17 protein-coding genes are annotated in these 22,016 nt (G+C 27.9%); 14 read left to right on the top strand and 3 right to left on the bottom strand.

Annotated features, from left to right (window positions below; all coding sequences use genetic code 11):
• Positions 1–69: 69 nt before the first annotated feature.
• From D6T69_RS09920 to D6T69_RS09910, 3 genes are read left to right on the top strand one after another with little or no spacing between them, the layout of a single operon-like run.
• Entirely contained in the window at positions 70–966 is an 897-nt protein-coding gene (locus tag D6T69_RS09920; RefSeq protein WP_125067583.1) for a TolB family protein, read from the top strand.
• Positions 967–981: 15 nt separating this feature from the next.
• Positions 982–1,974 (top strand): TolB family protein, encoded by a 993-nt coding sequence (locus D6T69_RS09915; RefSeq protein WP_125067582.1) that lies wholly within the window; start codon positions 982–984, stop codon positions 1,972–1,974.
• 37 nt (positions 1,975–2,011) lie between these two features.
• The gene (locus D6T69_RS09910; protein WP_125067581.1) at positions 2,012–3,724 is read left to right on the top strand and encodes a DUF5050 domain-containing protein; all 1,713 of its coding nucleotides are present in this window, start codon (positions 2,012–2,014) and stop codon (positions 3,722–3,724) included.
• A gap of 68 nt (positions 3,725–3,792) precedes the next feature.
• On the opposite strand, the gene D6T69_RS09905 is transcribed toward D6T69_RS09910, so the two are convergent.
• From D6T69_RS09905 to D6T69_RS09900, 3 genes are read right to left on the bottom strand one after another with little or no spacing between them, the layout of a single operon-like run.
• On the bottom strand, positions 3,793–4,713 hold the full coding sequence (locus D6T69_RS09905; protein ID WP_125067580.1) for an NAD(P)/FAD-dependent oxidoreductase: 921 nt from the start codon (positions 4,711–4,713) through the stop codon (positions 3,793–3,795).
• Positions 4,695–4,829 (bottom strand): hypothetical protein, encoded by a 135-nt coding sequence (locus D6T69_RS16185; RefSeq protein ID WP_262706658.1) that lies wholly within the window; start codon positions 4,827–4,829, stop codon positions 4,695–4,697. Before D6T69_RS16185 ends, D6T69_RS09905 begins: the two co-directional genes overlap by 19 nt.
• Positions 4,826–5,383 (bottom strand): TetR/AcrR family transcriptional regulator, encoded by a 558-nt coding sequence (locus tag D6T69_RS09900; protein ID WP_125067579.1) that lies wholly within the window; start codon positions 5,381–5,383, stop codon positions 4,826–4,828. The genes D6T69_RS16185 and D6T69_RS09900 overlap by 4 nt, the downstream gene beginning before the upstream one ends.
• A gap of 264 nt (positions 5,384–5,647) precedes the next feature.
• Between D6T69_RS09900 and D6T69_RS09895 the strand changes: the two genes are divergently transcribed.
• From D6T69_RS09895 to D6T69_RS09845, 11 genes are all read left to right on the top strand, one after another.
• The gene (locus tag D6T69_RS09895) at positions 5,648–5,812 is read left to right on the top strand and encodes an adenylosuccinate synthetase (protein WP_125067578.1); all 165 of its coding nucleotides are present in this window, start codon (positions 5,648–5,650) and stop codon (positions 5,810–5,812) included.
• 448 nt (positions 5,813–6,260) lie between these two features.
• Positions 6,261–8,873: a KAP family P-loop NTPase fold protein gene (locus D6T69_RS09890; protein WP_125067577.1), complete on the top strand. Its 2,613-nt coding sequence runs from the start codon at positions 6,261–6,263 to the stop codon at positions 8,871–8,873.
• A 27-nt stretch (positions 8,874–8,900) separates the two neighbouring features.
• The gene (locus D6T69_RS09885; protein ID WP_125067576.1) at positions 8,901–9,104 is read left to right on the top strand and encodes a hypothetical protein; all 204 of its coding nucleotides are present in this window, start codon (positions 8,901–8,903) and stop codon (positions 9,102–9,104) included.
• A 910-nt stretch (positions 9,105–10,014) separates the two neighbouring features.
• Positions 10,015–11,118, top strand: coding sequence for a tyrosine-type recombinase/integrase (locus D6T69_RS09880; protein WP_125067575.1), 1,104 nt, complete (start codon positions 10,015–10,017; stop codon positions 11,116–11,118).
• Entirely contained in the window at positions 11,105–12,553 is a 1,449-nt protein-coding gene (locus tag D6T69_RS09875) for a tyrosine-type recombinase/integrase (protein ID WP_125067574.1), read from the top strand. The genes D6T69_RS09880 and D6T69_RS09875 overlap by 14 nt, the downstream gene beginning before the upstream one ends.
• A complete protein-coding gene (locus D6T69_RS09870; RefSeq protein WP_125067573.1) occupies positions 12,537–14,636 on the top strand; it encodes a hypothetical protein in 2,100 nt (699 codons plus the stop codon). Before D6T69_RS09875 ends, D6T69_RS09870 begins: the two co-directional genes overlap by 17 nt.
• Positions 14,636–15,028, top strand: a complete 393-nt coding sequence (locus D6T69_RS09865) for a hypothetical protein (protein WP_125067572.1) — start codon at positions 14,636–14,638, stop codon at positions 15,026–15,028. The genes D6T69_RS09870 and D6T69_RS09865 overlap by 1 nt, the downstream gene beginning before the upstream one ends.
• A 92-nt stretch (positions 15,029–15,120) precedes the next feature.
• Positions 15,121–15,993 (top strand): DUF4007 family protein, encoded by an 873-nt coding sequence (locus D6T69_RS09860; RefSeq protein ID WP_164506713.1) that lies wholly within the window; start codon positions 15,121–15,123, stop codon positions 15,991–15,993.
• Positions 15,977–19,195: a hypothetical protein gene (locus D6T69_RS09855; RefSeq protein WP_125067570.1), complete on the top strand. Its 3,219-nt coding sequence runs from the start codon at positions 15,977–15,979 to the stop codon at positions 19,193–19,195. The genes D6T69_RS09860 and D6T69_RS09855 overlap by 17 nt, the downstream gene beginning before the upstream one ends.
• A complete protein-coding gene (locus D6T69_RS09850; protein WP_125067569.1) occupies positions 19,188–20,327 on the top strand; it encodes a phosphoadenosine phosphosulfate reductase domain-containing protein in 1,140 nt (379 codons plus the stop codon). Before D6T69_RS09855 ends, D6T69_RS09850 begins: the two co-directional genes overlap by 8 nt.
• 105 nt (positions 20,328–20,432) lie before the next feature.
• Positions 20,433–22,004 carry a hypothetical protein gene (locus D6T69_RS09845; RefSeq protein ID WP_125067568.1) on the top strand — a complete coding sequence of 524 codons (1,572 nt, stop codon included), beginning with the start codon at positions 20,433–20,435 and terminating at the stop codon, positions 22,002–22,004.
• The last annotated feature ends 12 nt before the right edge of the window (positions 22,005–22,016 follow it).

Here is a 22,016-nt window from a genome sequence, read left to right as displayed (position 1 = left end):
CTTTGTAAGAAACAAAGCCATATTGATGGTTCCAAAAACCTCTAACTAAATATACTTAACGAACAATACATGAAAATTCAAAATTTTAAATTAGTAAAGACTGTAACTTTTTTGGTTTTAATATTAGGTAGTATTGTTTACTGTCAAGAAAACAAATCATCATCATATACAATTGCTTATGGGTCAAAAGAGTCAGGTGATATGGAAATATATTTAACTGACTCTGAAGGAAAAGAAAAGTTTAAACTTACAAATCGTAAAGGTAGAGATGGTTATGTAGCGTGGTCTCCAGATGGGAAAAAAGTAGCGATGTATGCTTATCATGATGACGGAAATACATGGTCTATCCATACCATAAATATTGATGGTACAAATAGGCAGCGGTTAACACGCGTAAAAGACAAATGGGATAGTTCACCTGCATGGTCTTCTAATGGCAAAAAAATTGCCTTTGCAAGAGAATATGCTAATGAAAAAGGTGCTTGGCAAGAAGAAATTTGGTTAATGAATTCTGATGGAAGCAAACAAACTCAAATAAAGTATTTAGAAGGTGGAGGAGCTGTTTTTACTCAAGATGGTAAACTGCTCTATCACTCAAAAAAGAAATCGTATGAAATATGTATAGCAGATCTTGATGGTAGCAATATAGTTTGGTTAACCAACAATGATGCAAAGGAATTGCATCCTGATATTTCACCTAATGGCAAACAAGTAGCTTTTATGTCAGATAGAGATGGAAATTTTGAAATTTATGTGATGAATATTGATGGTTCAAATCAGAAACGATTAACAAATAATAACCACGAAGATTGGAATCCTTCTTGGTCCTCAGATGGAAGTAAAATAATTTTTCAATCAAGCGAAGCTGATGGAAAGCATGTCAATATTATGAATAATGATGGCTCTTCAGTAAGAAGATTTATACCCAATGCCACAGGTGCTACATGGTTAAAAAAATACAAATAACTCTATTTATAGAATATGAATAAAACGAAACTCTCAGTACTGGCAATTATTATGTCGCTAAATACGGTCTTTGCTAAAGAAAAACTTGAAATTACTTCAAGCCATCAAACCATTGAGGGATTATATTTTGGTCAAAAGCCACCAGGCTCAGTTCCAGAAATTTTTGCTCCAGGAATTATTTCAATAGATAGCCTTATAGAAGGTTCAATTACTTTTAATAAGGAAATGAACGAATTATTCTTCCAACGTAGAAAACGGGAGGGAAGTCACAATATTTATACAATGAAATTAATCAAAGGTAAATGGTCTAGACCTCAATTAGCATTTTTCTCTACTAATAAGAAATATTTAGACCTGCACCCTCGATTTAGCCCGAATGGAGATCGACTTTATTTTGGAAGTACAAGACCGCTTAATGATTCAGTAAAATCATCAGGACTACATCAATGGTATATTGAAAAAAATGAAAATGGATGGGGAAGTCCAATTCTTTTATTAGAAAAACTCTTTGATAACGAATGGATTATGTGTGTGAATTCCACAGAACAAGGTAATTTATATTTTAATTCTAAGGAGAAAGAAGAAAAACTAGAGGATGAGGGAATTTATTATTCAGTCAATCAAGGAGGTGAGTATTCTAAATTAAAAAAAATGAGTAATAATATAAATACTCCAGGTAAATGGATAGCCCACCCTTACATAGCTCCAGACGAAAGTTATATTATTTATGATGCTGAAAGAACATCTAAATATGAAAATGGTGATTTATACATTAGTTTCAATCACAATGGTATTTGGACAAAGTCTTATAGTTTAGGTTCAAAAATAAATACGGAAAAGAGTGAAACAGGAGCAACTGTTTCTCCTGATGGAAAATATTTGTTTTTTTCTAGAGGAGAAATAAAAACGAGGGAAGATGGAAGTACTTATTGGTTAACAGATACTTATTGGGTAGATTTTATTCAACTAAAAAAAGAAATTATGGAAGAAAGTTTAGTTAATAACTAAGCATAAGTCTAATTAATAACCATCAAAAAAATACATAATGAATAAATTATATTTTATTAAGATATTAGTATTTATACTATTTTTTAATGCTTGTAATATTAAAAATAAAACTTCAAAAGATACTAACTTACAAACGATAGAAAGTCCTTATCTAGGCCAAAAACCACCTGGTTTAATACCTAAACCTTTTGCTCCTGGTATTGTCACTACAGACGGATGGGAAGTTAGCGGTGTTTTTACACCAGACTTAAAAGAATTCTATTTTATTAGAGAAGGAGAGAAGGAGGGGCAGCAAGAAATTGTTGTGATTCAATATGAAAATAACCAATGGAAAGATTCAGTTATATCGTCTAGGGTTGGTACACCTTTTATTTCTCCCGATGGTAAAACGATGCATTTAAGCAAACGTTATAAAGAACGCACTAAAGATGGCAAATGGTCAGAAATAAAAAAGCTCGATTATCCTTTTAAAGACTTACCAATTATGCGTCTTACTGCCTCAGCTAAAGGTACTTATTTTTTTGATGAGTTCAAATCAGACTTTACAGGTGATATTCGATATTCACGGTTCGTGAATGGAAAGTATGAAGAACCAAAATTACTTAACAGCAAAATCAATAGTGGGAAAAGTTTTCATCCCTTTATCGCACCAGACGAATCGTATCTTATTTTTGATGGTAAAAGAGATGGAGGTTATGGCAATTCTGATATTTATATATGCTTTAAACAACAAGACGGTTCATGGGGTGAACCTATTAATATGGGGGATAAGATTAATACAGATGCTTGGGAAGCCCTTGCTTGTGTAACACCGGATGGTAAATATTTTTTTTTTAATAGAAGTATGGGATCAAAAGACAAAGACTATGAAAATGTAGATATATTTTGGGTTAGTACAAAAGTTATTGAGAATCTTAAACCGAAAATTGACTTAACTTCATATGAGATAGCTTATTCATCAAAAGATTTAGATAACAGAGACATTTTTTTAACTAATATTGAAAGTAAATCAAAAATCAAAATAATAAATCATGTTGGAGCAGATGGATACCCAGCCTGGTCACCTGATGGGAAACGCATTGCTTTTTATGCTAAATATGACGGGAATAAAACATGGTCTATTCATACAATGAATAGTGATGGTTCGAATAGACAGCGATTAACTCATGCAGAAAATAAATGGGACAGTTCACCTACTTGGTCACCTGATGGAAGTAAGATAGTATTTTCAAGAGAATATAAAGAAAAGGAAGGTAATTGGCAAACAGAAATTTGGATTATGAATTCAGACGGTAGCCAATTAAATCAAATAGAATCATTAAGAGGGGGAGGTCCTCATTTTACATCAGATGGTAGACTCCTTTTTCATTCAGAATTTGAGAATAAAAAAAGTGAGATAAGTATAGTAGATATCGATGGAGGGAATATTACACAGTTGACATCAAATGAAACTGAAGACTGGCATCCAGAGATCTCACCAGATGGAAGTAAAATTGTTTTTATGTCTAATAGAGATGGAAATTATGAAATCTATGTGATGAACATAGATGGTTCCAATCAAAAACGATTGACATTTAATAACGTAGATGATTGGAACCCATCTTGGTCACCTGATGGCTCAAAAATAATTTTTTCATCAAGCAACAAGGATAACTTTTTTGATATTTATATGATGAATAAAGACAGTTCTTCAGTAAGGAAAATTATAGACAATGGGTCACAAGCTTCATGGGCGAAAGTTCATCATTAAAACAACTGCAAATTTCACCCCTTAAAAATATAACATACTCACTCTGATAACCTTGACAAATGAGTTAATTATAATTTCCAGTTTTCTTCTATTATTTGATGTGTGATAGCAGCTGCTACTTCGCTACCTTCAGCAACCGAAGAAGCAACACCGCTCCAACCTGTTCTGGCATCACCAATAATATAAAATCCTTTAATTTCTGTTTCTTTATTCTCATCAACTTTATAAAACTCCATTCCAAAATGTCCGGTTTCAGTTAAAATATTCATTTTTTTAGCGAAGTCAGTATTCTCTGTAGATTTGGTATCAGGTAAAAAACCACCTTCTCTTTCAATTATAGTATCATCAATAAGTTCTACACCTGTAAGCTGTCCTTTAATTGATATCAATTTTTTTATTTTTTTATCAACTATTTGTATCCCTTTTTTAGTAAGGTTAGATAACAACTCTTTGTCTTCGACTTTTTCACCATTTGTAAAAACAATAACATCATTAGACCAATGAGAAATTGTTTTAGAAAACATAGGAGCCATAACAGCATCTCCAAATACAGCTAATTTTTTATCTGCCATTTCAAAGCCATCACAAAATGGACAAGGGTAAACGGATTTTCCGTAAACTTCTATTAACCCTTCAATTCCAATGGAACCTATATTATCCTTATGTCCTGTTGCAATTACAACTCGTTTTGCTTTAAAAGTATTGTTTTCGGTCTTGACTGTAAAACCATTGTTATCACGTTTTACATCAATTGCTTTTTCCTTTTGATAGGTTACACTTGGGTATTTGTTTAGTTGTTCTTTAGCTACTTTAAATATTTCGCTAGGATGTTTTCCATCTTGGGTTAAAAATCCATGTGAATGTATTGTTACCAAATTTCTTGGGTTTTCGGTGTTCAAAAGCAGTGTTTTTATTCTGCTACGGCCTAGAACTAAAGCAGCACTCATACCTGCTGGACCTCCGCCAATTATTATAATTTCATATACCATATAGTTGTTTTTTTAGATGTAATTCTTTGTGGTGTGTTTGCAACTATTAAACTTGGAGTTACTAATAATCCAGTTGTTGTTACCACTCCTTGTTTTATAAATTTTCTACGTTTCATCCTAGTTTAGATTGTCTTATAACAGCATTCAAATAAGATGTTAATGCCATTTCAGATACCAATTCTTTTTTTGAGTAATCCGCTACAATGAGGTTTATTGCAGCATCTATGGTTGAAAAGTAAAGGCTTTCTATCCAGTCCATTGTAAGCCGAGAATAAAAAAAATGATTGCTTTGAATCGCTTCTAATAAATCTCTAAATAAGAGCATCATCTCCGCAAAATCTTTAGATTCTTTTTCCATTCCTTGAAAACCGTTTCTATAGTTATACAAGAAACGGAATTGATGTCCGCTTTCAATATCGCTCAAAAACATTGATTTGAGTTGATGGATAGGGTCGTTAGAAGATTGAATTGATTCTTTAGTTTTCTGTAAACAGAGACTACTTGCATAGTCAATTATTTCTTCAATAAGTTCTGATTTCCCGTTAAAATATCTATGAAGCGTTCTTCTACTTAAATTAATTGATTCAGCAATTTCTTCCATTGAAGCGTTTGGGTCTTTACTAAACGCCTTAATTGCTGCATCTATAATTTTAGTCTTAGTATTATTCATATTGTCTCAATTATGTGATAAATATACATATGTCTCAGTTTTGTGACAAATTTATTTTTAAATAACTTAATAAGTTTGTTGACATAACATGCATTTGGGTAAAATGATGATTTTATTTAATGGGTGCATTCAGACCAGATAGTTTGACTAACGGAAGTAGTATATATAGTTATATAATAGCAGGAGAAGCTAAAGGATCGGAAAATTGTATGAGCAAATTTAATTCATTAACTTTAAGTAGTTTAATCTGTTAAAAGAAAAAGAATGCTTACTATTTATAAATTATTTATGCAATTGCCTATAGGGACACAAAACCCTGATGACAATAAACCTATGGATTTTTCAGACCCCATTGAAGTAATTGTATTTATTGTTTTACCAGTTTTCATTATTATAATGTACATTTTGTGGAAAAAGAAAAAAAATTAAAAGCGTAAATAATTTTTAATGTGATATTTGTATAGTTCTTGATACAACGATTCTATTTAATATTTTAGAGCTCGAATGCTTCGCAATAAATCTAATCTACAACTAAATGTTGTTTTAATATTGAATCATCCACTGGATAATCCAATATTAAAAGTGTATTATAATGGTCAGCATTATGTTACTTTGCTTTGGTAAAAGCAATAGTTTCATTTGCTGATTTGTCTTTTAAAAGTTTTCTCTTCTAAAGCTTCTTTTACAAAGTTAATGGAACACTTTTTATGCGTCGACGTAGGAGGGAAGCATAATATGTGTGAAATGAATATATATACCTATTTGTCAGAAGTTTACTGTTTTTTAGTTTTATTCTGTCAGATTATTATATGCATATCAAAAAAATACAATTGGTATAAATATTGTCATAACGTAAATAACATAAATATAAAAGCTTATGAGCAAGTATTACAAAATCACTTTTCTTTTTACTGGACTATTAATACTGTTTTATAAGCCTATAAAGAAGCTATATGATGATACAATAATTAATCCTGTCTTAAGTAAGATAGAACCTAATTTAGTTATAGATTTAATCTTTGCAATTGCTTTATTATTTATTGTTAGAAAAGTATACCTAAACTTTGTAAATAGAAGCTATGTTTCTGGACACCAATGGCTATTTAGTTCAATAGCTATTAGCTTTTATGTTTTCATAAGATTTTATCAGAATTATAATTTTTTCGGATTTACTTTTTTTGACTCTTTAAAATACCTCGATATTTTATCATTCTATTTTTTGATTTCCCCATTAAGTTCAATTTTATCTGTTTTTTATAAAAAGAAAAAAACAACAGAAAACAATGACCATCTTTTTGATGATTCTCCAATAGATTCAGAAAATGAAGATGCACTTGATAGAAATTATAAAGCTAAACGTATAGCAGATGAAATTTTTCAATCAAAAACAAACGAAGCTATTGGATTTGGGATAACAGGCGAATGGGGAAGTGGAAAAACCTCTTTTCTAAATTTACTAAAAAAGGAAATCGAAACTAAAAATTCGGAAAACGATTTTATTGTTATTGATTTTAATCCATGGCGTAATTTAGGTGTTGAACCAATTATCCAAGATTTTTTTGATACTATCCAACAATCTTTGAGACCGTATAGTGAAGATGTATATCGTGAAATTAAAGAATATTCAAATTCATTATTGAATATTAGTAAATCAAATATTGCTGATAGCTTAAAAGAGATTTTAGGGTTAGGGTTTGCTTTTAAAAAAAACATCTCTTCCGACTTTAATTCTTTAAACTCTCTTTTAAAAAGTATTGATAAGAGAGTAATAATTTTCATAGATGATTTTGATAGACTACAGGCTAATGAAATTTTTGAAATTTTGAAACTTATTAGAAATACTGCTGGCTTTGACAATTTTGTTTATGTTGTTGCCTTTGACAAAGTATATCTTAATGAGTCTTTAGAACATTTAAATATCCCAAACCCTCAAAGTTTTTCAGAGAAAATATTCTTAAAAGAAGAACATTTAATACCTGTTACTCAATCTCAAATTAAAGAGTTTATTAAGTCAACATTAATTTCAAAAGTAGAAGACAAAAAAGAAGAAATTGAGTCTTATTTTGGTGATAATTCTTTGATTTTTAGAACAGAACATAATGATATCCCTCTGAATCATTTGCGAGATGCTAAAAGGTTTTTGAATTCTTTTGTTAATGATTATTTACAAATAAAGGATGAAGTTATATTCGAAGATTTCTTTTTGCTTAAGTTATTAAAATTTAAGTTCTATGATATTTATATCTTATTGTTTTTGCATAAAGACAAATTTTTAAATAATAGAGGACAATATTATGGCAATGGTGGCTCTCGATATCATTTAAAAAATAGATATGAAAACGATAATAATTCAAATTTTGGAATAAGATTCAAAGAATATAAGAATTCCATACTTGGTAAATTTATGCTTGACCAGCTAAACTATAATGAGGAAGATGTTTTAAAGGTCGGAAAAATAATGAATAAATTGTTTGAAATAAATGATTATCAAAGGAGAAGCCATCTATCAATAGTTTTCGAAAAAAATTATCATAAATATTTTAAAGATAATTTGAAAACGGAAGATTTATCAGAAGTTGAATTTAATAATGCTTTAAGTTCTGATTTTGAAACTATAAAAAGCAAATTGGACGAATGGAAAAAGAAGAAAGTCCTTGATTTAGTAAAGTATCGTTTTTATGAATTAAATATTGATGAGATAAACTCAAAAGACGATTATGAGAAAATTGTAAAAGCCATATTTTATTTTGCTAACATAGAAGTTAACAGCTCTTACTATGGATTTCATTTTTTAGGTTATGATAAGACTACTTTACAAAATTTTATTTCTAACAGAGATAATAAAATAACCGACAAATTTTATGATGGTAATATCCAAGAGTTTAAAGATTTCATTTTATCCATTTTAAATAATTCTTCGTCTCCATATTTGTTTGAATCAGATTTTCTAAATCATGTTATTGATGACAACTTTAATGAAGAACATTTTATTCTATCAGAAAACGAAATAAAAGATGTTCTAACCAAATATTTAAGAGATTATTTAAACACCTCAAATGAGTTGTCGAATAAAGTTTGGGCTCTATTTCACAATTGTAAAACAATTAAAACAGAATTAAATGAGCAACATCAAAGAGTAAGAACTTTTAATTATTTTGATGATGTACAAGAATTGCTAATTGAATTCATGAAAAAAGATTTAGATAATTTCTTGTTGAATTTTATTGAAGCTATGCCATTTAGAGGAAGTAGTCAAGGAGATAATTTAGTTGGTGTTTCTCATGGAATTAAAAACAATATTTTCGGAAGTTTTGAAGTCTTTGAGAATTGGTTAAATGATTTAAATGAAGATGATTTAGCTAAACCAACTTTATTTAAGGAGGAGTTTTTAGAATTTTTCACAAAGTGTAAGGAAGCAGAATTCAATAAGGTTGATTTTGATTTCAAATTTCAACCTGCAATCGATAAGTTAAAGTCACTTGAACATTAGTTGATAATCACGAAAACACGTCACATTATGAATACAGAAATAGAAACATATTTGAGCATTATAAAGGCTGAAATGTTAGCAGAATATATTGATACTATTGATAGAAATTTTATTAAAGAAGTAGTCTTAAGAGCTGGTGGAAAGGATTTTGAAATTGATGAAGTGCTTAAACATCCATCTGTAAAAGAAATAGATGAAGATTTGTTCTACATCAAAACTTCGACCTCATAAAACTTTGGTTAAAACAATAGGAGAGTGGAGCGACCATATTTTAAGGGTTTAGTTACTAATATTCTTGGCGTTTCTGCATTTTAAGGCATTTTATTTAGTAATCTTGGTTAGTTACAATGTTTCCTAAAATATAGCGTAACGAACCGTTAATTGTTTCCAAAGTTTTATGCAGTCTTGATTTTTTGTTTCTTTTTTTATCAAGAAAAAAAGATAAGAGAAACCTTTAGAAGTTCTACAGTATCAATTTCTATTTTACATAACATTAGAAGTTGCAATTAAAAGAATATTCATATAGAAGACAGAATAAAGCAAGTGTACAGAAATTTTTAAGCAAGGAATTGAGCTAGGGAAAATTTTGTACTGTTGCGAAATATTAAACGAAAAGCTTCTGAAAACTTTTTACAACGAGAATTTCAATTACAGACGAATTATAAATACGAAGCTAAAAGTATTTGCTTTTTTTGGCGTTGGCAAGCGATGGATAATTGTGTGTAAAATAAATTGTGATAACAATTTGATTTTATAAAAGCAATCGAGCGTTTGGTAGCGGCAATTTTACATAATGGCAAATTATAGCTACAAATGTTTTCCTTATAAATATAAAATCTTAATGCGTGAGAATCGTGTATTTTAAATTTTAATGACCCGAGTACGGAATATTATAAAGTATTACAGCAGTTTCTGGGTTATTTTACATAGTATAGAATTATAGCTACATAGTAAAACATCAAATTTATAGTTAAATGTTGTTTTAATATTGAATCATCCACTGGATAATCCAACATTAAAATTGTACTATAATTAATATTATGTTAAATGGGATTGAATGTAATTTATGTTCATATCTCTCCTTCTTAAAACCTATTTATAAAATTATTAGTATTTTCCTAAAAGAAAATGCTAATAATAAATGTTTAAAATTAAAAGAATTACATATTCAAATAACCAGCAAGAGCCGATCTTATTTTACAATAATTCTCTAGTATATATAGCACTTAAATATTTAACAATAAGTCTAAAAAGTAAATCATATAAGACAAAATACAACTATATATATGAATTAAAAAAAGTCTTAGAATACAGTAAAAAATATTATGATGATATATTTGAAAAAATACTAATTATCAATCCAACGGATATAAATGAGTTAAGCGGTTTAATTGATAGTTATTGTATTTACTCTTATTCTTATTTATTAAATAATCAATATTCATTATCTGAGTATAATATGAATTTACACAGATTAGAGTATTTTATGATTTGGTTTATAGAAAACACTAAACAAAATAGTATCTCTGAAATTAATTTTATTAAAAGAATTTTTATAAAAAATAAAATTAAAGTAAAAAGTAACAGAACTTATAAAAGTATTACTAAGGATACATACTCAAAACTCACAATATTATTAGAAAAATGGTATGGTGGTAAGAATAACGATATTAGAAATTATATAATAGTATGTGTTTTTTTAGAAACAGGTATAAGACTTAGTGAATTATTGAAGATTAAAACAACAGATTTTATCAGAGAAGAAAATATAGTTTATTTATCAATAAATAATAATACTAATTTTTTGGACAACAGGGTTAATCGTCCAAACCTGAAGAACCATAATAGTACAAGAACAATAGGAATTAGTCTAAACCTATATAAAACAATAGACGACTACATACAATATTATAGAGAAAAAACTAAATCACACAATTATCTTTTTGTGAATAGTTTTAATGGAAATCCTTTGTCTAAATCTTCTGTTAATCAGTTATTTGTAAATATTAGTAAACAGTTGAATGATAAGATAACTCCTCACCTTCTCAGACATTATTTTTCTGAACAATTATTAAAATTTTTGATAGAAATTAAAGGAATTGAAATGGATAGAGCAAAGGATGAACTCAGAGTCATTGGAGGCTGGACTACAAATTCATTAATGCCCAACCTCTATGCAAGAAATTACCTAAATAAATTAGCTAATGATAACAATATAAGGAGAATATATCATGAACTACCTTAAAATAACTTTACCAAGTAAGATATTATTATATTCTGAAATTGAGAATGATAACATTTTTCAAATCATAGAATTTGATAGTAGCCATTGGAAAGTAAAATGTAAGGGTTCATCATATTCTATTAACTGGAATAAACTTTCATGTAGTCATGATCTTAAAATAATTTTGAAATTATTTATTGATTTCAGGTTTAAAAACAACTCTATTTCTACAGTAGTTGGAAATGATTTTAGATTTTTAAAAAAAATAAAATTAAAAGATGCTAAAGAGTTAAAAAATGAAGAAATTATTTTGAGTTCTTATATATCAATTAAAGATTATGCTATTCAATTAACATTCAAAAAATTTTATGAATGGGGTTTCAAAATGGGAATTTCTTTTTTTAAACTTAGTATAATTAAATCTCTAAGAGAAATAAAGCTTGATCACAAGACCCCATATGAAAAAATATTTCTTCAACAAGATTTTATATCTGAGATAGAGATTGATAAAATAAGGTCTTTTATAAAATTAATTCCCCATGATAATTTAAGCTTTACTGAATTGAGAAATAATATTATTTTACAATTGTCTTATGAATTGGCTCCACGTCCTTCTCAATTTTGGTTGTTGAACCAAACTGATTTTAATTTTACAGAAGGAAAAAACACTAGATATTATTCACTGAATTTACCAATGAGTAAAAAAATTAAGTCATATGATGTTGAAAAAAGAAAAAGAAGTATCAGTAAAGAACTAGGTGAAAAATTTTTGAAATATATTAAAATTTGTAAATCAAAAAAAAAGCCTATGCCTATGTTTATCAATAAAGATGGGGATAGACTTTCATCAAAAGACTTTACTAAAATAGTCAAACTAGAGTTAGAAAAAATAGGCGTTTATAGAACCCCAACAGACTTAAGACACAATTTAGCTCAATCCTTGGCTGATCAAGGAGCTTCAGCAGAAATTATTGCAGAAATATTGGGGCATAACTCTACAGTTCCAGCCAGAGCCTATATTGCTTCTACCCCTAAAATAGCAGATATTAAAGCTAATGCACTAGGTAAAAACAATAAATACAAAAAGATTATGAAAATGCTTACAGGTGACTTTAAAGATGAAAATGAAGTTACAAATAAGCAAAAGATAAAAGGCATGGTGGGAAGTCAATATATTGGAGGCATAGGTAAATGTGGTTTACCTGAAGATACTACATGTCCTAAAAACCCTATTTATTCGTGTTATTCTTGTATTAAGTTTCATCCATTTAAAAACAAAAGTCAACATATAAATGTTAAAGAAGAGCTTCAAAAGCAAGCTCAGTATTTTCTTGATATTACCGAGAAAGGAAATGATATAGAATATAATAGATCTGTCACACAATTAGAAAAGACAATAACAGCAGTTCAAAGAGTTATAGACTTAATAGACTTAAAGAATGAGAGGACTAGATAATTTTATTGAAGAAGAAAGAAAACTTTTCAAAATCCAAGTAGAAAATATTGTTTGGGATGATATAACTTGGAATATTGAAAATTGGTTATTTCATAGAGGAACTAATAAACTCTTTAGTTTTAAATCCCAAAAAAGATTCAGTAAAGAACTACCAAATTATTACCTAAAAACAGATGGTTCTCCTCTTCCCTATCCATACATAGATTTCGTAAAATCATGCATATCTTATTTAAAAAGAACCAAAAACCAAAAATATGCTTCTCTAAATGCTTATTTAAATGAGTTTAAAAGATTATATGTAATAATGCATATGAGAGGAGAAAAATCTCCAGAAAAGTTAACCAGATGGCATTTTGAGGAAGTTATAAACTATTTAAAAACTATAAAATACAAAAACTTATATGATTCAGCTACTAATTTAAAAGTAATTTCAAACATACTTGATAGTAGGAGAATAACTGACCATCCTATAAATTTTATTCATAATATAATACCAGTAAATAATTACTATTCAAAGAAAGAAATAACAAGGACTGACGTTGATTATAGAAATGAAGATAAACTTCCTAGTTATGAGGCCTTAAAAGCTTATGCAGAATGTACTAATGTTCCTATTAATCCAAATGAAGAGATTTTACTGAGAGCAATTGATTTGTTAATAGCAACAGGTATGCGTGTAAATGAGGTAGCTTTTATTCCCTATGATTGTTGGGTTGAAAAGAAAAAGCTTGATGAGAATGGAAAACCAATTAAAGATGCTAATGGTAGAATAATTAAGTATTATGGGTTAAGGTACTACGCTGAGAAAAAATTTCAAGATAGAATACATTGGTTAGCCAGTCAAGATGTTGATTTTACTAGAAGAGCTGTTTTTAGATTAAAAGATTTAACATATGAAGTAAGAAAAATTGCTAGATTTCAAGAAAAAACAGGACGTATTTGGAGTTTTGAAAAAGAAAAGAAAATATCATCTCATGATTTTATTAACTTTTTGGGGTTTAAAAAGATTAATTACTTACATGGGTATCTAAAACGAAATGGAATAAATTATTTGAAAACTGATAAATCATATTTTGAATATAGAACTGAAAAGAAAAATGAAAAACTGGTTCATTATTCAAGAATATATAGAGCTGGTGATATAGAAGAAATGTTACTTAAAAAAAAGATAAATCATAATCAATTAGTTCAAAGAAGAGGAAATACAAATAAAACAATATTGAAAACTTCTGATTTGCTAATTATTAAATTTGAAGGAGCATTTAGGTTTAAAAGGACCAATAATATATTTAAGGTTTTTCCTAATAGAATCTTGACAAAGGAAATTAATAATGCATTAGGGGTTAAGGATGACTATGAATCAATATTTGAAAGAAGAAACCTAACAGAGTCTGACGGAAGTAAAATACGATTAACTAGTCATCAACCTAGACATTGGAGAAATACTTTGTATGAGTTAGCCGGTTTAAGTAATGTTCAACAAGCTTTAGCTATGGGAAGACAGAATTTATCTCAAAACAAAGCTTATCAACATACAACTATAAGAGAAAAAACAAGATTGCATCAAGAGTATTTAAGTTTTAATTCGGTTACAGACAAGATTAATTTTTTGCATCAAGGTATAAGGAATAAAACTATTTTAGGGGAAATGACAGATACTTATCATTTTTTAAAATCTAAAGAAGGTATAAATAATGCTGAATCGTTTTTAAAAACTCATGGGTTGGCTATTCACTTGACACCTTTTGGTGGATGTACCCATGATTTTAGTCAGTCTCCTTGCCAAAAATATTTACAGTGTTGGAATGGTTGTTCTCATTTACATAGAACAAATACACCTGGAGAAACGGAAAGGTTAAAAGAGCAGCTAGAAATATCTATAAGGATCTTAAAAAAGATGAAAGAGGAAAAGAGTGATGAGATAAATAAGAAATGGATTGATGATATACAAAATAAAATAATAAATATTAAAAAAGCCATAGCAATACCCCTTACTAGTAACGATAATAATATTGTGAAAATTTTTCCTGAAGGTATAGAAATAACAAAACCAAATTATAAAAAGAAAAACAGCTCAGTGTAATGAAAAAATTAAGAGGCAAAGAACTTGATAAAAGATTAGAGTTAGAACTTCAAAAAATGATAGAATTGGGGCACAAGCTCTCCCCTATTTCTAGATCAACATTACAAAGAAGACTAAATTTATCTAGTAGAGGAACTTTAGCTTTAAAGCATAGGGCAAAAATGATTGAAAATGCGAAACAAATACAATTAGAAAAGGCAGGAATTACTAAAAAAGGTGAGAAACGAAAAACTTTAAAGGAACAAAATGAAATTTTAAAACAGGAAATTATTGAACTTAAAAAGGAGAGAGATTTATTAATTGAAAAAATAGCTATGATTATTAACGGAGCACAAGCTAGAGGTTATGATATTGAAGAAATTATGTTACCTATTATTAACTTTCCAGAATAATGTAGATTAATATAACAAAGGATAATATAAATACTATAGTATTTATATGTAATTTTGAAAAAAAAATAGAAAACTCATTTAACTATCAAATTTTGGGAGTAGATATATTAGAAGAAAAAAAGTACATATTTTCTGGTCACGAAACTTTTCATTGTAAAGGTTTTTGGTTAAAGAAAGGCTATGATTATGTAAAACAAGGAAGAAAGTTCATAGATGAATCATGTATTAGCTTAGGTGTTGGTAGAAATATGGTTTCTTCAATTAGGTTTTGGTTAAAAGCTTTTAATATTATAGATCAACAAAACGAAGAGATTACACCATTAGGGAACTTTATTTTTAATGAAAATAATGGAGTTGATAAATACTTAGAAAATGAAACTACCTTATGGTTATTACATTTTTCACTAATCCAAACTAACTTCTCTTCTATTTATTCAATAATCTTCAATGAAATAAGAAAAACTAAACCTGAATTTAATAAATCAAATTTGATAGCTTTTTTAAACGAACATAACGTGTCGTTTAATGAAAATACTGTTAATAAGGATTTTTCCGTCTTGACGAGAACATATTTCTCTAAAAGTAATGATAAAGAAGATAGTTTTTCTGGTATTCTTTCAAGTTTAGAACTCTTAGAAGAAATAAAACATAAAGATTCTAATAAATACATTATACATAATAAAAAAACGAATAGTATCCCTGTTGAACTATTACTATTTTGTATTTTAGAAAACGATAAATATGGTCTATCCATTAGTCATAAATCACTATCAGGTGACGCTAATAGCATTGGAAACATTTTTGCTATGAATAATGACCAACTAGACGAAAAGCTAACAGAGCTTTCTAGTTTATACAAAGAAATTAATTATACCAGTAATTCTGGTGTGAAAGAATTACAGTTTAAAAATAAAAACTTAAACTCATATTCTATTTTAAGAGATTATTATGAAAATCAAGCATAGCCCATCTATTAATATACTTAGAGATGAAAACAATAAAATAAATTATATTTCATCAAATAATACCAAAAGGTTAGCAAGGCAAATTTTAAACGAGTTTAATTCTGGTATTCATAGCTTTAATATCATTGGATCATATGGTACAGGAAAATCATCTTTTTTATGGGCTCTTAATCAAAGTTTATCAATAGATAGTAAACATGATTTTTTTGATTTAAATAAAAAAAGACATGTTAAAACTTTAAATATAGTTGGAGAGTATTCTTCTCTATATAAGTATTTTATCAATTATTTCTCTATCAAAGAAAATGGTAATGGTTATAAACAAATTTTTGATTTTATATATCAAGAATATGAATCAATAAAAGATGATAAAGGTTTATTAATTATTTGTATAGATGAGTTTGGTAAGTTTTTAGAATATGCTGCTAAAAACAATCCAGAGAAGGAAATGTACTTTATTCAGCAATTAGCTGAATTTGTTAATGATCCCAAAAGAAATATATTATTGATTACATCTGTACATCAAGCAATTGATTCCTATGCATTTTCTTTAAACGATACTCAAAAAAGTGAGTGGAAAAAAGTAAAAGGAAGATTAAAAGAGATCCCTTTTAATGAACCTGTTGAACACTTATTATTTTTAGCTTCTCAGTTTTTTAAATCTAATTACAATGAAGAAAACAAAGATTTAAACTATATAGAAGGCTTAGTAGGTTTAAATTATGAAAATTATTGTTTTAATATTTCAGAAGATAATCTTGAAAAACTAAGTATTGATCTATACCCTTTAGATTTATTTGCGGGAATAACTTTAACTAAAGCTCTTCAGAGATATGGGCAAAATGAGAGATCGCTTTTCACCTTTTTAACTTCCTCAGATAACTTAGGTATAGATAGCTTAAGAGAAAACGATTTATTCACAATAGCTAAAGTTTACGATTATTTATTTGTTAATCTTTATGCTGTAATTAAGGATAAATATAATCCTGATTATTCTAGTTGGAGTTTAATTTCAGATAAATTAAATGAAATCGAAAGCAAATTTGAAGAAAATATAAATACTGCAAGTGATATTGTTAAGACTATTGGTTTATTAAACATTTTTTCTAATAAAGGAGCTTCAATTAATGAACAATTATTAATACAATATTTAAGTTTTAAATACAGTTCCATCCAGATAGAGAAAATAGTAAATCAATTAGTTGGTTTCAAAATGATTCGCTTTAGCTCCTACTATAATTCCTTTAAGTTAACAGGGGGAATGGATATGGACATCGAGCAAGAAATAATCAGAGTTAGTAACCATATCGATATCTCTTTTGATATTGTACCTAAGCTTAAAAAATATTTTTCTTTCCCTATTTTAACTGCAAACGAATTTTCTTTTAAAACAGGAACTCCTCGATTATTCGAATTTAAAATAAGTGAAAATTTACTATTTGAAACACCTAAAGATGAAATCGATGGCTTTATCAATCTTGTTTTTAATGAAACTTATGACAATTCTTTTTTTATAGAAAAAACGAAGCAAAAAGAATTACCTACATTATATGCTCATTATACAAACACAGATAAAATAAGGGAGACACTTATTGAAATAACTAAAACAGAAAAAGTTTTAAAAGAAGCAGACACTGAAGATAAAATAGCCCGTAAAGAGCTTAAATCAATTATAAAAAGTCAAGAAAAGCTCTTAAATCATTATGTTTTAGACAATCTTTTTGGAAAATATACTAAATGGTACTTTAATGGTAAAAAAATTACTATTAGTAATAGAAATACATTAAACAAGTTCCTTTCGCAAATTTGTTATACTATTTATCCTTTAACTCCCACAATAAATATGGAGTTAATAAATAAACATAAAGTATCAGGAGCTATTAACTCAGCAAGGAAACAATATTTTAAAAGATTAGTTAATCAATGGCATGAAAAAGATTTAGGGTATCCCAAAGATAAATTTCCTGCTGATAAGACTATTTATTCTTGTTTAGTCAAAAATACAGGAATACACCAACAAAGTGGAGACACCTATATATTAAGTCAACCTGAATCAAGAAATGATAATTTTATTGAGGTTTGGAATGCCTGTGAAGATTTTTTAAAAGAGGCTAGAAAAGAAGAAAAAAATATAGTTGAGCTTATAAATAGGTTAAAACAAAAACCTTATAAATTAAAACAGGGAGTCATAGATTTTTTAATACCAACTTTCTTATTTACAAAAAGAGGAGATTTTGCATTATACAATGGAAAATCTGGTTATGTTCCATTTATAGATGAATCCATACTTTATTTATTTACAAGACAACCTAAAGATTACTCTATTAAAACTTTTGAGCTTTCTAATTTACATATAGATTTATTCAATAAATATCGAGAGTATCTGAATCAAAGTCCTAAAGACTCTTTATCTAATGAATCTTTTATAGAAAGCATTAGACCTTTTTTAATTTTATACAAAAACTTAGAGCCCTACTCTCAAAAAACCAAACGCTTAACAAAAGAGTCCATTCAATTACGTCAAGCAATTGCCAACGCAGAAGATCCTGAAAAAGTATTTTTCGAAAACTTCCCCAGAGCATTAAATTATGATTTAAAATCTTTAGTAGAATCTGAAAAATTATTCGATACTTATATTCATGATTTACAAAAGCATATATCCGAAATTAAAAATTCATTTGAAGAGTTAATAAATCGTTTCGAAACATATTTAGTAAAAAATATTTTAGGGGTTAATTCAAAATTCCCTAACTACAAGAATATTATTCAAGAACGCTTTTCTTCTTTAGAAGAGCATCAGCTATTACCAAATCAAAAAAAGTTCTTAATTAGAGTTAATTCTAATTTAGATGACAGAAATAGCTGGTTAAATTCTATTGCTTTTGCTTTATTAACAAAACCTTTGAAGGATATTGATGATAAAGATGAAGATATTTTGAAAGATCGTTTAAACTCTACTATAAAAGAATTAGATAACTTATGTGATATCTATAAGTTGAAAGCTAAAAGCAATGAAGAGGTATATAAAATTGATATTACTTCTAAACAAAAAGGTTTACAACAACAACTAATACGCATATCAAAGGATAAGAAAAAAGAAGTAGAAAAAAACATATCTTTGGTTAGGGAGAATTTAGGTAACGATAAACAAGTTCGTTTAGCTATCTTAACTGAACTTTTAAAAAGAGAATTAAATGAGTAAGATACAACATGTTTTAGGCATTTCTGGAGGAAAAGACAGTGCTGCTCTTGCAATATATTTAAAAGACAAATATCCTCAATTTAATTTCACTTATTACTTTACTGACACCGGTAAAGAGTTAGATGAAACATATACTCTTATTGAAAATTTAGAAGGATATTTAGGAGCTAAAATCAATAAACTTGAAGATGAAGGTATAAAAAATTCCGGAGAAGATCCTTTCGATTTTTTCTTTAAATCTTATAGAGGTTATTTACCCTCTCCTCAAGCTAGGTGGTGTACAGCGATGATGAAACTGAAACCCTTCGAAAAATTTGTAGGAGACAAACCAACAATGTCATACGTAGGAATTCGTGGAGATGAACAAAGAGAAGGATATATTTCAAGACAGGATAATATACAATCTATTTTTCCTTTCAGAAAGAACATTTGGAGTCAAGATGTATTAAGAAAAATATTCGATCCAAAAAATCAAGAACAATTATTAGGTTATTATAGTGATTTTTATTCTGGTAATAAATTGGACAAAATTGTTAATGAGTTTAGCAAACCGATTTCATTCAATTTAAACTATAAATTACAAACCGAAAGAATTATTAATGAGAAATTAGACGGTTTATTAAATGTTGGTATTATTGAATTTAATAAATCTGTTTTCAAATTCCTTAAAACTACAAACTACCCTATATCATTCGAGGAAGACTATCCATTACTAGAAAATGAAGATAACTTAGTTAGAGCAGATATTTTTAGACTTTTGGAAGAAAGCGGAGTTGGTATACCTGCCTACTACAATAAAGTAGCATATGAAGTGGATGGACAAAAAGGAGAATATGCTCGAAGCAGGTCTGGTTGCTATTTTTGTTTCTTTCAACAAAAAATTGAATGGATTTGGTTATATGAGCAACATCCTGAATTATTTAAAAAAGCAATGACTTATGAAAATGAAGATGAGTTATTTACTTGGATTCAAAATGAATCATTAAAAGAATTAATAAACCCCGAAAGAATTAAACAAATAAAGTTAGATCACATAAAGCGTACAGGTAAAGAAAAGTCACAAGGCTCAAAGTTATTAATGGATAAACTAATTGATGCTGAAGATGGTGCTTGTACCGCTTGTTTTATATAGAAGAATTGAATTTTGCAGAAATTAGAGTACATACAAAACCTTTCGAACAGGTATTATTTTGTGTCCTATGACAGGATTATTTTTGAGTTCAGTGAGTTCTATCTTGTGGTTAGTTTAGGGTTCAAACTATATGATAAAGATACTATAGAAAGTTACCAATATGAGTATGACTCAGGAACTACGATTGAAGAGCTTTCTGAATCTTTTTCTAAAGTTGAAATCACCGACCTATACCTATCTGATTATGAATACTTAGACGACAGAAAACATATAGTTTATGAAGATTTTTTTCAAAACTCATTAGTAATAAATCTTTACTCTTTATTAACCTCAATTATTTGTTTAAATAACGTTCAATTATCTGAGTTGAAATATGAACTGAATGAAAATTATGGATATGATAATGATAGTAATTATGGTTTTTGTGAAGGGGGTCCAAATTTTATCTACAAAATACACCTGTCTATTGAACATATAGGGGTGTTTGACGAGTTGGTTAAAACCTACGTTAAACCAAAAATAAATATCCCAAAATTTTATTGGAAATTTTATCAAGAAAATAAACCTTTAGATGATCAATCAAGCATTAAGATTCTAACAACAAGTACTAAGGCAAGAAGGTTAGGTTATCTGGTATTATTGACTGATTTTTTTCACTTGTACAATAAAGTTTCCGCTTCCACAATTAATAAGAAGTTTGAAGAGTTTGCTTCCCAATCTTATATAGTTGAAGAATTAAAATCTTATAAAAACGACAAGGGAGATGTTAAAATAACTAAAACAGGTATTTCTGCTAAACCCTACATTACTTTGGCAGAGCAAATAGGACTCATAAAAAAGATAAACAATGTTTACTCTATAGGTAAGAAGCTAAAAGTATATGATCTTATTAGAAATTCAGGTATCGACAAAAAAGAAAAACATTTTTTTGAGTTAGACAAATTTAGCAAATTGTTTTTCTTCGAAGAGTTATTAAAATCTGATTTTCTTTACTTAAGTATATTATTAGAGCTAATATACATAAAAAAATATGTGTCATTTTTATATCTAAGAGACGTATTTCAGCAAGCAGTTTTAAACAGGTTAGAGTCATTCATTGGGAAGTATAATCTGCCTGCTTCAACAAAAAGAGAAATATTTAGAATACGGAAACGAATTGAAAATTGGGATAAGCCTAAAATTTATTTAGAACATGTATTAATGCCACGTATTAATTGGTTATTTGATTTAGGTTTAATTGATTTTAAAGACGATAAACTCTTTTTTTTAAATGAAAGTGGTAAAGTTTTATTTAATAATTTATGTTATTGGTACGATATTGAAGGATGGTATATTGTAAATCCCGAACAATATATAAGTAGATTTTATCAACATATTTTTACTTTGATATATGCCCCAAATAGCAAAGTAGACGAAAAAGAAAACTTTGATTTAAAAGAGCTAAGAAAAAAAATAAATTCATATATAGAAGACAGCTTCACAAGATTTAAAACATTAGCTCCTAACAGAGTAACTTTATCTCAGGCTATTCAATATACTAAGTATAATTTATTTTTAAAAGACGAAATACCTGTAGAGTATAAGTTTATTGAGAATCATATAAAAGAACATTCAAAAGGTAAATATATTTACAAATACCAATCTCAGTATGGAGATGGTTATGTACAAAAAAGATAAAAATGAGTTTTG

Source organism: Tenacibaculum singaporense, from assembly GCF_003867015.1.
Taxonomy (GTDB): domain Bacteria; phylum Bacteroidota; class Bacteroidia; order Flavobacteriales; family Flavobacteriaceae; genus Polaribacter; species Polaribacter singaporensis.
Note: the sequence above shows the minus strand (reverse complement) of the source record. Positions and strands in the feature narration are given on the sequence as shown.